The sequence below is a fragment of the Psychrobacillus sp. FJAT-21963 genome (genome assembly GCF_001420585.1).
Lineage (GTDB): Bacteria > Bacillota > Bacilli > Bacillales_A > Planococcaceae > Psychrobacillus.
Window position 1 is genome coordinate 212,861 of the sequence record NZ_LJIY01000006.1, and the last position, 15,045, is coordinate 227,905.

General features: G+C 36.5%; 14 protein-coding genes and 1 riboswitch. Of the genes, 12 read left to right on the top strand and 2 right to left on the bottom strand.

What is annotated here, in order from left to right:
* Positions 1-4 precede the first annotated feature (4 nt).
* From AN959_RS14655 to gcvPB, 4 genes are all read left to right on the top strand, one after another.
* Positions 5-517 carry a shikimate kinase gene (locus AN959_RS14655; protein ID WP_056831718.1) on the top strand — a complete coding sequence of 171 codons (513 nt, stop codon included), beginning with the start codon at positions 5-7 and terminating at the stop codon, positions 515-517.
* Between the two features lie 117 nt (positions 518-634).
* Positions 635-729, top strand: a riboswitch (glycine riboswitch).
* Positions 730-886: 157 nt separating this feature from the next.
* Complete coding sequence (gene gcvT, locus AN959_RS14660) at positions 887-1,990, top strand: glycine cleavage system aminomethyltransferase GcvT (protein ID WP_056831721.1); 1,104 nt, start codon at positions 887-889, stop codon at positions 1,988-1,990.
* 24 nt (positions 1,991-2,014) lie between these two features.
* Positions 2,015-3,361 (top strand): aminomethyl-transferring glycine dehydrogenase subunit GcvPA, encoded by a 1,347-nt coding sequence (gene gcvPA, locus AN959_RS14665; RefSeq protein WP_056832102.1) that lies wholly within the window; start codon positions 2,015-2,017, stop codon positions 3,359-3,361.
* Positions 3,354-4,814 (top strand): aminomethyl-transferring glycine dehydrogenase subunit GcvPB, encoded by a 1,461-nt coding sequence (gene gcvPB / locus AN959_RS14670; RefSeq protein WP_056831724.1) that lies wholly within the window; start codon positions 3,354-3,356, stop codon positions 4,812-4,814. Before gcvPA ends, gcvPB begins: the two co-directional genes overlap by 8 nt.
* A gap of 606 nt (positions 4,815-5,420) precedes the next feature.
* Here gcvPB and AN959_RS14675 read toward each other — a convergent pair.
* Positions 5,421-6,689: an ATP-binding protein gene (locus AN959_RS14675; protein WP_056831726.1), complete on the bottom strand. Its 1,269-nt coding sequence runs from the start codon at positions 6,687-6,689 to the stop codon at positions 5,421-5,423.
* 77 nt (positions 6,690-6,766) lie between these two features.
* Positions 6,767-7,141, bottom strand: coding sequence for a rhodanese-like domain-containing protein (locus AN959_RS14680; protein WP_371256569.1), 375 nt, complete (start codon positions 7,139-7,141; stop codon positions 6,767-6,769).
* A gap of 111 nt (positions 7,142-7,252) precedes the next feature.
* Here AN959_RS14680 and AN959_RS14685 point away from each other — a divergent pair, with 111 nt between their 5' ends.
* The 8 genes from AN959_RS14685 to AN959_RS14720 all read left to right on the top strand — a co-directional run bounded on the left by AN959_RS14685 (position 7,253) and on the right by AN959_RS14720 (position 15,035).
* Entirely contained in the window at positions 7,253-8,089 is an 837-nt protein-coding gene (locus AN959_RS14685; RefSeq protein WP_056831729.1) for a biotin/lipoate A/B protein ligase family protein, read from the top strand.
* Between the two features lie 159 nt (positions 8,090-8,248).
* Positions 8,249-10,813 carry a vitamin B12-dependent ribonucleotide reductase gene (locus AN959_RS14690; RefSeq protein WP_053588902.1) on the top strand — a complete coding sequence of 855 codons (2,565 nt, stop codon included), beginning with the start codon at positions 8,249-8,251 and terminating at the stop codon, positions 10,811-10,813.
* A gap of 134 nt (positions 10,814-10,947) precedes the next feature.
* A complete protein-coding gene (locus AN959_RS14695) occupies positions 10,948-11,376 on the top strand; it encodes a hypothetical protein (RefSeq protein ID WP_056831731.1) in 429 nt (142 codons plus the stop codon).
* Positions 11,377-11,446: 70 nt separating this feature from the next.
* Positions 11,447-12,511 (top strand): Xaa-Pro peptidase family protein, encoded by a 1,065-nt coding sequence (locus tag AN959_RS14700; protein ID WP_082461017.1) that lies wholly within the window; start codon positions 11,447-11,449, stop codon positions 12,509-12,511.
* A gap of 17 nt (positions 12,512-12,528) precedes the next feature.
* Entirely contained in the window at positions 12,529-13,086 is a 558-nt protein-coding gene (efp, locus tag AN959_RS14705) for an elongation factor P (protein ID WP_056831734.1), read from the top strand.
* Positions 13,087-13,512: 426 nt separating this feature from the next.
* A complete protein-coding gene (locus tag AN959_RS14710; protein WP_053588906.1) occupies positions 13,513-13,722 on the top strand; it encodes a SpoIIIAC/SpoIIIAD family protein in 210 nt (69 codons plus the stop codon).
* Positions 13,723-13,725: 3 nt separating this feature from the next.
* Positions 13,726-14,109: a hypothetical protein gene (locus AN959_RS14715; RefSeq protein ID WP_053588907.1), complete on the top strand. Its 384-nt coding sequence runs from the start codon at positions 13,726-13,728 to the stop codon at positions 14,107-14,109.
* 14 nt (positions 14,110-14,123) lie between these two features.
* Entirely contained in the window at positions 14,124-15,035 is a 912-nt protein-coding gene (locus AN959_RS14720) for a hypothetical protein (RefSeq protein WP_056831736.1), read from the top strand.
* The last annotated feature ends 10 nt before the right edge of the window (positions 15,036-15,045 follow it).

Here is a 15,045-nt window from a genome sequence, read left to right on the forward strand (position 1 = left end):
AATCGTGTACAAAGTATATTTAGTTGGTTTTATGGGGAGTGGTAAAAGTGCGGTCGGCAGAAGACTGAGCTATTTATTGAAGATGCCCTATTATGATATGGATAAAGAGCTTGTAAAAAAAGAAAAAAGGACGATTCCTGAAATATTTGAGCAGGAGGGAGAGGCCTATTTTCGTAAGATTGAAACAGAGTTTCTTCAAAATTTCCGTAATGAGTCCTGTATTATTTCCACTGGTGGCGGCGTTGCGATGAATGAGGAAAATATTCGAATAATGCGTAAGACGGGACTGGTTTTATATTTAGATGCTACTTTTCAAGATATTTGGATGAGAGTGAAGAATGATAAAAACAGACCTGTCGTTCAAAGTAGTACTAGGGAAGAATTGGAGCAGCTATATATTAAAAGACGTAAAAATTATAAGAAAGCTGCACACATTACAATTCTTACGGAAAATCGTCATTTACGACAAGTGACAGAATATGCTGGTTATCAGGTAAATAGGCTGAAAGGCGAATGATTTTATAAAATTTATATAAAATATTCGTCTTTAATCTAATTTATTAAAAAGGATTGCTTACTTTTGTGTTCAATGTTAGGATATAGACAAAGCGAGTGATAATTACAGATTTAGCGGATGAGGATACGGGGAGAGAACGCCTAAAGTGCGTCGCCGAAGGAGCAAGTAAAGAAATTTATGAATCTCTCAGGCAAAAGAACTCGTATAGGACGCAACTCTGGAGAGTGCTTTCGTTGAGTATCACGCAAAGCCACCAAAGAGGAAAGCCGTTTTCGGTAAACTTTCAGGTGCCAGGACAGAGAACCCCTGTTTTTTTAAAGGGGTCACTCTGTCTTTTTTTGTGTGAAAATTATAAAGGGGGAGAATTTTGTGTCAGAACAGTTGAAGCGTACACCTCTATATGAAGACTATGCCAATTATGGTGGGAAAACCATTGATTTTGGTGGATGGGAATTACCCGTGCAATTTTCTAGTATTAAGGAAGAACATGAAGCGGTAAGAACGAAAGCAGGACTTTTTGATGTCTCTCATATGGGAGAAATCTTTGTAACCGGTTCGCAAAGCGAGTCTTTTTTACAAAAAGTGATGACGAATGATGTTTCTAAACTTGTAAATAACCAAGCTCAGTATACGGCTATGTGTTATGAAGACGGTGGTATAGTAGATGATTTATTAGTTTACAAGATGGAAGATAACCACTATCTTTTAGTCGTAAATGCATCTAATATTGAAAAAGATTTTGAATGGCTGAAGCAAAATGCATCTGGTGATGTAGAACTTGTCAATAAATCAGATGATTATGGACTGTTAGCGTTACAAGGACCACTCGCACAAAGTATTTTACAAAAGTTAACTTCCAAAAATCTAGAGGAAATTGGATTTTTCCGATTTGCAGATCATGTCGAAGTAGCTGGAAAATCGGTTCTTGTTTCTCGTACTGGTTATACAGGTGAGGATGGATTTGAACTCTATGCAGCTAGTACGGATCTTTCCGAATTATGGAGCAGCATTTTAAATGCTGGTAAAGAGGAAGGTTTACTTCCTTGTGGACTTGGAGCACGCGATACTTTACGTTTTGAAGCATGTCTTCCTTTATACGGGCAAGAGCTTTCAAAAGATATTACTCCATTAGAAGCTGGAATCGGATTTGTTGTGAAGCTCAAAAAAGAGCAAGACTTCAACGGTAAATCTGTACTAGTTGAACAAAAAGAGAATGGTGTACCGAGAAAAAGCGTTGGTATTGAAATGATTGATAAAGGAATTCCTCGTACAGGGTATCCAGTTTTCGCTGGTGAAAAACAAATTGGATTTGTAACTACTGGAACGCAATCTCCTACTCTTAAAAAGAATATTGGCCTTGCACTGATCGATGCCGACTTTACAGAAATCGGCACGCAATTAGAAGTTGAAATTAGAAATAAGCGTTTGAAAGCTGTCACAGTAGCTACGCCATTTTATAAAAAACAAAAATAATCGCAGAAAGAGGTTGTCCATTTGATAAAGCATCGTTATTTACCAATGACTGAACAAGATCAAAAGGAAATGCTAGATGTAATAGGCATTTCTTCCGTTGATGAATTGTTTGCAGACATTCCGGAGAAAGTGCGTTTTAAAGGTGAGTATAATATTAAACCTGCTAAAGCGGAGTCTGCTTTGTTAAAAGAATTATCTGTACTTGCTGATAAAAATGCACATAGTAAAAAGTATGCTTCCTTTCTTGGTGCAGGAGTTTATGATCATTTTAAACCGATAATCGTAGATCACGTTATTTCAAGATCTGAATTTTACACTGCTTATACACCTTATCAACCGGAGATCTCTCAAGGTGAACTACAAGCTATTTTTGAATTTCAAACAATGATCTGTGAGCTTACTGGAATGGATCTTGCAAACTCTTCTATGTATGACGGTGGTACTGCACTTGCGGAAGCTGGTAACTTGGCAGCTGGTCACACGCGTAGAAAAAAACTATTAGTTTCTGAAGCTGTTCACCCAGAGTATATTGATGTAGTAAAAATGTATGCAAAAGGTCAAAACGTTCAAGTTGTGACGATTCCTACTAATAATGGTGTAACTGATTTAGGGAAATTAGAAGAGTTAGTAGATGAAGAAACAGCAGCTGTTCTAGTCCAATATCCTAATTTCTTCGGTCAAATTGAAGATTTAGCAAAAGTGGAGCAACTAACACATGCTCAAAAAGCATTATTTGTTGTATCTGCAAATCCACTTGCTCTTGGAGCTTTAACTCCTCCAGGAAAGTTTGGTGCAGATATTACAGTTGGGGATGCTCAACCTTTTGGTATCTCAGAAGCATTTGGTGGACCTCATTGTGGTTTCTTTGCTGTATCTTCTAAGCTTATGCGTAAAGTTCCAGGACGTTTAGTAGGGGAAACAACAGATGAAGAAGGTCGACGTGGGTATGTTTTAACATTACAAGCTCGTGAACAACATATTCGTCGTGACAAGGCAACTTCAAATATCTGTTCAAACCAAGCGTTAAATGCACTTGCCGCATCAGTAGCAATGACTGCTCTTGGTAAAAAAGGTGTAAAAGAAATGGCAATTCAAAATATCACAAAGACTCATTATGCAAAACAAGCATTTGAAAAAGCTGGATTTGAAGTTCCTTTCCAAGGACCTCACTTCAATGAAATTGTAGTTAAAGTAAATGGATCTGTAGCAGATGCTAACAAAGCACTTCTTGAAAAAGGAATTATTGGAGGTTTCGACCTAGGTCGTGTTATCTCTGACCTTAAAAATCATGTATTAATTGCCGTTACAGAGCAACGTACAAAAGAAGAAATAGATGCACTCGTGCAAGAAATGGGGGCTCTTCATGCATAAGGATAATCAACCATTAGTTTTTGAAATTACAAAGGAAGGTAGAGTAGGATATAGTCTACCTGAGCTCGATGTTCCAGAAGTAGATATTAATTCTTTGTTGCCACAGGGCTTACTTCGTGAAGAAGAAGCGGAGCTACCAGAAGTATCAGAGCTTGATATTATGCGTCACTATACAGCTCTATCGAATCGTAACCATGGAGTAGATACTGGTTTCTATCCACTTGGATCTTGTACGATGAAGTACAATCCAAAAATTAATGAATCAGTAGCGCGTTTCCCAGGATTTGCAAATATTCACCCATTACAAGATGAGTCTACTGTTCAAGGCGCTATGGAATTAATGTATGATCTACAACAACATCTAGTTGAAATTACTGGAATGGATGAAGTAACACTACAACCAGCAGCTGGTGCCCATGGTGAATGGACTGCTTTAATGATGATTCGTGCATTCCATGAGGCAAATGGAGATACTCAGCGTACAAAAGTAATTGTTCCTGACTCTGCACATGGTACAAATCCAGCATCAGCTACAGTTGCAGGTTTTGAAACGATTACAGTAAAATCAGACGAAAATGGATTAGTAGATTTAGAGGATCTTCGTCGCGTTGCTGGTCCAGATACAGCAGCTCTAATGCTTACAAACCCGAATACGCTTGGTTTATTTGAAGAAAGTATTTTAGAATTAGCGGAAATCATTCATGGTGTAGGTGGAAAACTATACTATGATGGCGCTAACTTAAATGCAGTTATGTCTAAAGCACGCCCTGGAGATATGGGCTTTGACTGCGTTCATTTAAACTTGCATAAAACATTTACAGGTCCTCATGGTGGCGGTGGTCCAGGTTCAGGTCCGGTTGGAGTTAAAGCAGATCTAATTCCTTTCTTACCAAGCCCAGTTCTTGTAAAAGAAAATGATCAATATAAATTTGACTATAATCGTCCTCAAACAATTGGACGTGTGAAACCATTCTACGGGAACTTTGGAATTAACGTACGTGCATACACATACATTCGTTCAATGGGTCCAGATGGTCTAAAAGCTGTAACTGAATACGCAGTTCTAAATGCAAACTATATGATGAGACGTTTAGAAGCATATTTTGATTTACCATATAACCGCCATTGCAAGCACGAATTCGTACTTAGCGGTCGTCGTCAAAAGAAATTAGGTGTCCGTACACTCGATATGGCAAAACGTCTGCTTGACTTCGGATATCATCCACCAACAATCTACTTCCCATTAAATGTAGAAGAAGGTATGATGATCGAACCAACAGAAACAGAATCAAAAGAAACATTAGATGCTTTCTGTGATGCAATGATTCAAATTGCAAAAGAAGTAGAAGAAAATCCAGAAATCGTTCAACACGCACCACATACGACAGTAATCAATCGCTTAGACGAAACAAAAGCTGCTCGTCATCCAGTATTACGCTATACAAAAGCATAAAACTTGAAAAGAGATTCGAGATAATCGCATTTCGTAATTATAGACAAAAGGTATCAAGAGGATGTCCTCTCGATACCTTTTGTCATTTTATTGATTTTAATAGAAAAGCTGAGGATGTTATTTATATGAAGCCTTCAGTTGAAAATCAGCGATAATAGTATCTAAAATATGTTTAGATGAAAAAATCTTTAGGGAATCTATAGTTTTATGTCACAAAGGAGCGTTTCAATGTTTGATGTGCTTGTTTATTTAATTCTATAGATCTGTTTGGAGTTCATGGAGCCTTCACTAGTTTGAAAAGGAGGACGGTGACTCCAGCGGGAAGAGCGTGTCGGGTGAGACCCCGCAGGAGCTAACAAGGAACGAAGGCTAAGGACGCCTTGTCAAACGGAAGGCAATCTAAGTTCGCCGCGTTCTGCGGCAACGATTGCATGACCCACATCCTGTGGGCCTCAAGCCTTCATGACCAACATCCTGTCGGCCTGAGGAGGCTAACGGACCGCCCGCGGAAAGCGTCCGTCCGCAGTGAAAATCAAGGATACTAGTTAGCTTTATTTATTGTAAAAGAAAAACCATTGTACATGGAACTTTATTCACTTCTTCGATTCAAAACCCAATAGAATGTTCGTCATTCTCCCATTCTTTTTTCATAGATCTTTTATTTTGTTTTAACAACTCTTCAATACGCTCTTCATATGCCAGTTTCCCATCATAATGCCAATTTAATGCAACCGACATATACAATTCGTTAAGCTGGGACATAGATAACCCTTTTGAACGTTTCGCCATATCTGTAAATTGTTCGTCCGTAAAAATATGTCTAATATCTAACTTTCGTAAGTACTGCTCTCGAACTTTATCCGAAGGAGATGGTATCTCGTATGCACGGTCAAACCGACCTGCACGATTTATAAGCGCTGGATCTATTTTTTCCGGGTAGTTTGTCGTTCCGATGATAAATAACCCTTCTCGAGATTGAACACCGTCTAGCGTGTTTAAAAAAACGGATCTCGTATATTCAGGCATCGAATCAATATCTTCAATAACGAGAATTGCAGGAGCAAGTCTTGTCACGATACCAAATACTTCTTGAATAGAATGACTTCCAGTAAATTCGGTAATTTGCCAATAAACAACAGGTGCTTTCGTTGAGCCTGTGATGGACTTAACTAAAGTTGTTTTCCCATTCCCAGGACTGCCATATAGTAAAATTCCTCGTTTATAGGGTAGGCCATATTCTTTGAAAAAATGACCGTCCTCTTTGAAAAATTCATCAATAGAACGAAATATATCTTGCTTTATGCTATGTGTTAATAATACGTCCTCACGATTCACAACAGCTTGCTCGCCATAATTTCTTCGCTGGACTCCATTTTCTGTATCAACTAAATAAGTAATCGATTGCATAAGTAATTGTCTTAACTTTTCGTTGATTTCGTTTAAAAATAGTAATGCTTTTTCTGCTGACGTAGAAAAGAAACGATATTCCGGCCAACTATGACTAGAAGAATAGTTAAAAGACAATGTCATTCCTACATCATATTCTGGAAAGTAGATCAATTTATTTTCAAAGGTTTCCGTAATTTCTAAACCTGTGCCTAAATTTAATGTAGATTTACTCATAATTTTACCTAGAGGCTGTGTTTCGAAAATATAGCTCAGTTTTTCATAAGCTAATAAGTTCTTCTCCATCATTTCTAATAAGTTTGCATCAAGTTGAGATATTGTTTCTCCAATTGAAATATTTTTCCAATCGCCTTGTTTTCTTTCATTTAAGGCCCAAATGATCCTTTTTGAAACAAGCGCAAAGTCCTCATAATTAGGAAGAGTATTTCTAAAATCCTCGTGATGTGAAAATAACGTTTTCTCCTTCATTCCATACCTCCAGAAAATTTAGTGAGTGTTGAAATAAAAAAGGTTCCTCTAACGATAAGAAGAACCTTTATGTATTATTATTTAGATTTAATTTTACCTGTCCAAGTTTTAAATCCGCCTTGAAGTTGGTTTAATTGTGTATATCCTTTTTTCTTTAGGAACATTGCTGCACGTGCACTTCTTGCGCCGTTTTGATCATATAGATAAACTGGTTTATCTGGACGAATTTCTTTATAACGTTGACGAAGCTGTGTGGAAGGGATATTTCTTGCACCAAGAATATGACCTGATTCAAACTCCTTAGGTTCTCTCACATCAATTAATTGTGCCTTACGATAGCCTTCGATAAATTGTTCCTGATTAAGGTTTGTAACGGTCTTCTTTAAACGGAGAGCTTGGATACCAGCATAAACTAGTAAAACAATAATTACTACAAGTAGAGTGTATAAAATATTTAACACGGTCTTTCCCCTTTCTATGTTTCCATATTCATTATAAAAGATTCACTAGATACAATTCAATCTATTTGATAAAATGAATAAGGTTGTTAGGGGGAAGATTTGATGGAAAAGAAAAAATGGTACTTTATTAATTCTGGACCTTGTAGTCCATCTTATAACATGGCGCTTGATGAGGCTTTGCTAGATTGGCACAGTGAAGGGCTGATTCCACCAGTAATTCGTTTTTATGAATGGAATCCAGCGACTCTATCGATCGGTTATTTTCAATCTGTTGAAAAAGAAATAGATTTAGATGCAGTAAATCGTTTAGGTCTGGGGTTTGTTCGTAGACCTACTGGGGGAAGAGGAGTACTACATGAGCATGAACTAACATATAGCGTGATTGTGACTGAAAGTTATCCTGATATGCCAGCAACCGTGACAGAAGCTTATCGTGTGATAAGTGAAGGGTTATTGCTTGGATTTCAAAATCTAGGTTTAGATGCATACTTTTCTATTCCAGACACAGAAGAGAAAAAGCAAAATCTAAAGAAGCCTAAAACTGCTGTCTGCTTTGATTCGCCAAGTTGGTATGAATTAGTAGTAGAAGGAAAGAAAGTTGCAGGAAGTGCCCAAACACGTCAAAAAGGTGTTATTTTACAGCATGGTGCAATCTTATTAGATCTGGATGAAGATAAACTTATCCAGACGTTTAAATTTTCTTCTGAAGCGCTACGTGAGAGAGTAAAAGCAAGTTTATCTAAAAAAGCTGTGGCCATCAACAAAATTAGTCAAAATCCTGTAACAATCGACGAGTGCAAAAAAGCATTCAAAAAAGGATTTGAAGATGCGTTGCAGATTGAATTAGTAGAATTTGCCCTATCAGAAGAACAAGAATTATACGTAAATGCGCTTGAAAAAAAGCGTTATGATAATAATCAATGGAATTTTAAAAAATAAAATTTATTTTTTTAGGAAATAAGTCCATTGACCATTGCTACATATGACTTTTGAAGAAATTCATATATTTGCAAAAAAACACAACATATAGTATGGTTTAAAAATAACCATACACCATATATGGTGTGTTTTATTTTTAAATAAAAGGGAGGCAATATGATGGTATTAGCATCTCAGAACAATAATGCAACCATTAACATTGATCAGTTAAACAAAGACATTCAACTATTTCCACAAGTACATCCAATTACAGAAGACATGAAATTGACGCACAAAGGTGTTTCCCGACTAGTAATGATTGACCGTTATTCATTTAAAGATACGGAAAAGAAAACGCTAAAAGCAGGAGATTTTGTCGTTCTTACTGTAAAAGCTGACCCGAAATTTCCTGCACGCGGCTTAGGTCATATCGTTTCAATCGACCAATCGACAAAAACTGCAGAAGTGCTTATTGAAGAAGACTATAGAAGTGCAATTGATGATCAAGATGAACTTGAATCAGGAATTGTAAAACGTTCTCTTAATGTTATTGAGAAACCGTTGGAAGTGTATTATGAGCAAATTGCCAAACGCAATGCTACTGGACTTGCTTCTGTTGAAAAAACAGAGGAAAAACGCAAGGAATGGTTTGAGAAGTTCTACCAACAATTAGTTTCTTTAAAATTTATTCCAGCTGGACGAGTTCTTTATGGAGCGGGTACAGGTACAGACGTAACTTACTTTAACTGCTACGTAATGCCATTTGTTCCCGATTCACGCGAGGGAATCAGTGACCATCGTAAGCAAGTGATGGAAATTATGAGTCGTGGTGGTGGTGTTGGAACGAACGGTTCGACGCTTCGCCCGCGTAATACATTAGCTAGAGGTGTAAATGGTAAATCTTCTGGTTCGGTATCATGGCTAGATGATATTGCTAAACTAACCCACTTAGTTGAGCAAGGTGGTTCACGAAGAGGAGCACAAATGATAATGCTTGCTGACTGGCACCCGGATATTGCGGAATTTATCATTTCTAAAATGCAAAACCCTCGAATTCTTCGTTTTTTAATTGAAAATACGAATGATGAGACGATTAAACAATTAGCTAAGGACAAGCTTAAATTTACCCCTTTATCCAATCAAGAAGAAGCAATGTACCAGGGAATAGTAAATTATAAAGCGATTCCTGGATTAGGTGGCTTCAGCGATGATATCATTCGTGAAGCAGAAACAAAACTTCGTGATGGTGGTAATTTTACTGTTCACAATCCTGAATTTTTAACAGGTGCAAATATTTCTGTTACGTTGACAGATGACTTTATGAAAGCTGTCGAAGAAGATGCAGACTTCGAACTACGTTTCCCAGCGATTGAAACCTATTCTCCAGAAGAGATGGTATTTTATAACAAACATTGGCATGAAGTTGGAGATGTTCGTGAATGGGAGAAAATGGGTTATGCTGTTCGAACATATCGCACTGTAAAAGCAAAAGAGTTATGGAATTTAATTAATATTTGTGCTACTTATTCTGCAGAGCCAGGTATTTTCTTTATAGATAATGCGAATGAAAAAACGAATGCAAAAGCATATGGACAAAAAGTAGTTGCTACGAATCCATGTGGGGAACAGCCGCTTGCTCCATATTCAGTTTGTAACCTTGCAGCTGTTAATTTAGCTCAATTTGCTAACAAGGAAACTAAAACGGTTAACTTTGAAGCTCTAAAAGAAACAGTGAGTGTTGGAGTTCGTATGCAGGATAATGTAATAGATGCAACTCCATATTTCTTAGAAGAAAATAAAGTACAAGCTTTAGGTGAAAGACGCGTAGGTCTTGGAGTTATGGGATTAGCAGATCTTTTAATCTACTGCGAAAAAGAGTACGGATCTGAGGAAGGAAATATTCTCGTTGACGAGGTATTTAAAACGATTGCAATTGCTGCTTATGAAACTTCAGCGAACTTAGCAATTGAACGAGGAAGCTTCCCATTTTTAACTGCAGAAACAGAAGAAGAAACAAATCGTCTACGTAAAGCATTTACAGAGACTGGTTTTATGCAATCTATGCCAGAGGAAATCAGAAATTCTATCGTTGAAAATGGAATTAGAAACTCACATCTACTAACAGTTGCTCCAACAGGATCTACTGGAACTATGGTAGGAGTCTCTACTGGTTTAGAACCTTATTATTCTTTCACATATTATAGAAGTGGACGTTTAGGAAAGTTCATTGAAGTAAAAGCGGATATCGTTCAAGAGTACTTGCAAGCTAACAATGATGCAGATGAAAACAACTTACCTGAATGGTTTGTTACTGCAATGGAGTTAGCGCCAGAAGCTCATGCGGATGTTCAATGTATTATTCAACGCTGGATTGATAGTTCAATCTCTAAAACAGTTAATGCACCAAGAGGCTATACGGTTGAACAAGTAGAAGGTGTATATGAACGTCTATACCGTGGCGGAGCTAAAGGTGGAACTGTTTATGTTGATGGAAGTCGAGATTCTCAGGTTCTAACATTGAAAGCAGAAGAAAATACGCTTGACGATCAAAGACAAGAAGAAAAAGTATTTGAAAAACGACCAATCGTTTTAATTGATACGATTCAGGATTTGCGTTCAACAAATGTTACAATCGGTTCTGAAGTTGGTAATACTTGTCCAGTTTGCCGAAAAGGAACTGTGGAAGAAATGGGCGGATGTAACACATGTACAAATTGTAATGCGCAATTAAAGTGCGGATTATAAAATAAATGCGCAAAAAAACATATGCTCGAGAGTAACTCCTCGGTATGTGTTTTTTTGTTTTTTTAGAAGTTTTATTCCTTTTTGTTTAATATTCATCTTTCAGCATCAAACTGAAGCAAAAAGGAGAGATGATTATGAAAGAAAAGGGATTATCGATTAGTACTAGTTTTGTAGCTGCATTAATTTGCACTTTATTGCTTAAAGTGATCGATTTGTTTCATTGGATCAAGTGGAGTCCAATTGGTTATGCAGACAAATTACAAATGTTCGAATCAGTCCGTCCTCTAGGGAAATGGGTCATTCTTTTTATTGTAGTATGGTTTATTTGTTTTGTATTTTATTATATAAGTCTGATTTTTATTAAAATTCCTGCCTCTATTACTAGCTTGGCACTTGGAATCATTTTTGCAATTATTATGGAATGGATATTTTTAGATAAGGATACGCTTGCGAAAACAATTAAACATTTGTCGATTCCATTTATTTGTATCGTTGTAATGTTAGTAAGGTTTATGATGGAATCTGCTATTTTTCATGCACAGGATAATCCTCTTAGTAAATGAAAAATTTACCCGCGTCTCTTCCTATGATAAAATAAAGTGAAGATATAAATAGAAAATGAGATGGGGTATAATGATGAAACTTGAGAAGTTACGTGCTGCTTTAGAAGAACAAGGTGTGGATGCTTTACTGATTACAAACGGTTATAGCAGACGTTATATGACTGGTTTTACTGGTACAGCTGGTGTAGCAATTGTGTCTAAAAACGATGCAGTATTCATTACAGATTTTCGTTACACAGAGCAAGCGGCTAGTCAGATAAAGGACTACCGTATTGTACAGCATACAAAAACTTTAATAGAAGAAGTTGCTAACCAAGTTACAGAAATGGGCATTAATTCTATTGGATTTGAAAAAGACGATTTAACGTATAGTGGCTATGAATTGTATAAACAAGCTATCCAAGCAGATTTAGTACCACTTTCAGGACTAGTGGAAAAAATTCGCTTGATTAAGACTGAGGAAGAGATTAGTATTATAAAGTCGGCTTGTCGTATTGCGGATGAGGCTTTTAACCATATTGTTACATACATAAAACCGGGGATGACAGAGCTTGAAGTGTCAAATGAGCTTGAATTCTTCATGAGAAAACTTGGTGCCTCGTCTTCATCTTTTGATACGATCGTTGCTTCTGGTGTAAGATCTGCACTTCCTCATGGCGTAGCAACTAGCAAAGTCATTGAAGTAGGGGACTTTGTGACACTTGACTTCGGTGCACTTTATAATGGGTATATTTCAGATACGACTCGAACAATTGCTGTTGGGGAACCGAGTGACCAATTAAAAGAGATTTATCAAGTAGTTTTAGATGCACAATTACTTGCATTGGAAAAAATAAAACCAGGAATGACAGGTAAAGAAGCAGACGCAATTGCACGTGATTATATTGCTTCAAAAGGATATGGTGAAGCATTTGGTCACTCTTTAGGTCACGGAATTGGGCTTGAAGTACATGAAGGTCCAGGGCTTTCTTTCCGATCTGATATTACACTAGAACCAGGGATGATTATTACAATTGAGCCGGGAATTTACTTACCGAATATCGGTGGAGTTCGTATAGAGGACGATGCAATTGTAACTGAAAATGGTCTAGAAAAACTTACGCATTCGACAAAAGAATTACTCATTTTATCTTAATATTTGGAGGAAAAATAATGATTTCTGTAAATGATTTTAAAACAGGTTTAACAATAGTAGTAGATGGAGTTCTTTATCGTGTACTGGATTTCCAACACGTTAAACCAGGTAAAGGAGCAGCGTTTGTTCGCTCTAAACTTAGAAACCTTAGAAATGGTTCAGTAAATGAGAAAACTTTCCGTGCTGGTGAAAAAGTAGAGAAAGCTCAAATTGATAACAGAAAAATGCAATATCTATATGCAAGTGGAGATCAACACATTTTCATGGATACAGATTCTTATGAGCAACTTGAATTAAACGAAACACAAATCGAATACGAATTAAAATACTTACGTGAAAACATGGAAATTCATATTATTCAGTACCAAGGAGAAACACTTGGAGTGGAATTACCAAAATCAGTTGAACTGGAAGTGACTGAAACTGAACCTGGTATTAAAGGGGATACTTCTGGCGGTGGTTCTAAAACTGCAACTCTTGAAACTGGTTTAGTTGTAACTGTTCCACTTTTCATCAATGTTGGAGATCGACTAATTATCAACACAGATGAAGGATCATACGTATCAAGAGCTTAATTTAAAAATAGTTATATAGTTTAATTTCATTAGAAAGTTATTTAAAGATGTGGCTTTTCATGAAAAAGAGGCAGTTAGAATGATTTTTATTCTAACTGCCTCTTTTTGCTGCATCATATTATTTTATTAGAGTTTCTTCTTATATCCTATGTAATCATCTGAGGATTGGAGAGGATGGCGGCGACTCCAGCGGGAAAAGCGGGACAGTCGAGACCCTGGACTGAGCGGAGCGAGGGAAGCGGCTCGGCCCCGCCCGCGGAAAGCGTCCGCCAGGAGCGGAAATCAAATGTACTGTGAAAGAAAAAATTTAAGGAACTCAAATTCTTCAAATTTGTCTACAAACTAAAGAGTCACGCAAAAGCGTGACTCTTTTTCATATTTGAAGAACTTGTATCATATGCTGAAGATATGGAAGGGGGAGGCATTGTGGAACTTCACGATGTACTTCGAGTTGCTGGTATAGGGTTATTAATTGCTATACTTCATTTGTTTTTTGAATCAACCGGAAAAAAAGAGTTTGCCTTTTTTTTATTTTTTGTAGGATATATTTATATGACCATTGAGCTGCTTCGTTTACTGAGGGTATTTTTTTATGAAATATCCACATTCCTTGAATGGCTTATTATGTCGAGTTAGCAAATGATAGTATACATAACGATTATAATCGCATTCATTTTGCTGCAATTTATTGATGAAACTTATCCACGACTTCACTCTATTATTTATACAATTTTTATATTTTTATTCTTAACATACTTATTAATGACTTATATTATCCCTAATACAAATCAATTTATCTCCGTTATACCAACTAATCTCTTACCAGTATTTAAGCTACTTATGTTCTCTGTCATTCTTTTAATAGTTTCTCAAATAATTGAGGAACTTTTGACGGATTATGAGTATACAAGCCTTGCAACTATACTAACTTTTACAACAAAAGCAATATTGCTACTTGCCTGGCTCGATCATATGAAACAATTTTACTCTAAATTCTTTTCCATAATGGGACTACTCTCTTGAAGGAATGAATCAAAATGGATGAAATGCTCACGAATTTGCTACTCCCAGTAAAAGAAGTCATTCAAACATTTACGTATATCCTGCTATTTGGTTTTATTTTTCTTTGCTTAGAATGGCTCATTCCAAAGAGCAAAAGATTGTTAAAGTTATTATTTATTTATCTTATTTGCTTCTTATGTTTAGAACCTGCTTATCGAACGCTAGAAATGATTCAAACCCTTACTAGCCAGTTAGTTACACTTTTTTTAGGAATGTATCCAGTACTAACCGCAGGTATTGCTGTTTCTGGTGGAGCGTTGCTAGTAACTTTATGGAATCCAGCGGTAGTATTCTTTTCAACGTTTACAGCATTTATGGCAGAGAAAGTATTGATACCATCAATTATGGCTGCATTTCTTCTAGATTTGATCAGTCGAATACATCCAGCAACCTCTTTTTCAAAACTGTCAGATCTCATTAGGATGACATTAATTGGTATTACGTCAGTAATCCTTGTATTATATAGCTTCTTCATAACAGTCAATGGTGTGATTACATGGACGGTAGGAGGAGCGGTTAATGAATCTGTTAAACGATTAATACAAAACTCTATCCCATTTGTAGGGTCCTTATTAACTGAAAGTATTAGCACGATGAAAACGTATTCTTCATCTGCCTCGGTTATAACTGGAAATTCATTACTAATCTCCGTATTAGTTTTAGTTTCGATTCCAACGATTCAAACAATTTTAATAGCTTTTTTATATAGACTATTAGCTGCAATTTTGGAACCGTTTTTAGATTCAGGGATAAGTGGGCTTCTAGATGATATTGGAAGAACACTTTTTGTACTATCTATTATTTCGGTATTGATTGCTTTTGCGTTCTTTTTCACGATTATATTAACGATGCTCTTTGCAAAACTATTAGTTAGTGGGAAAGGATAACTCTCATCAT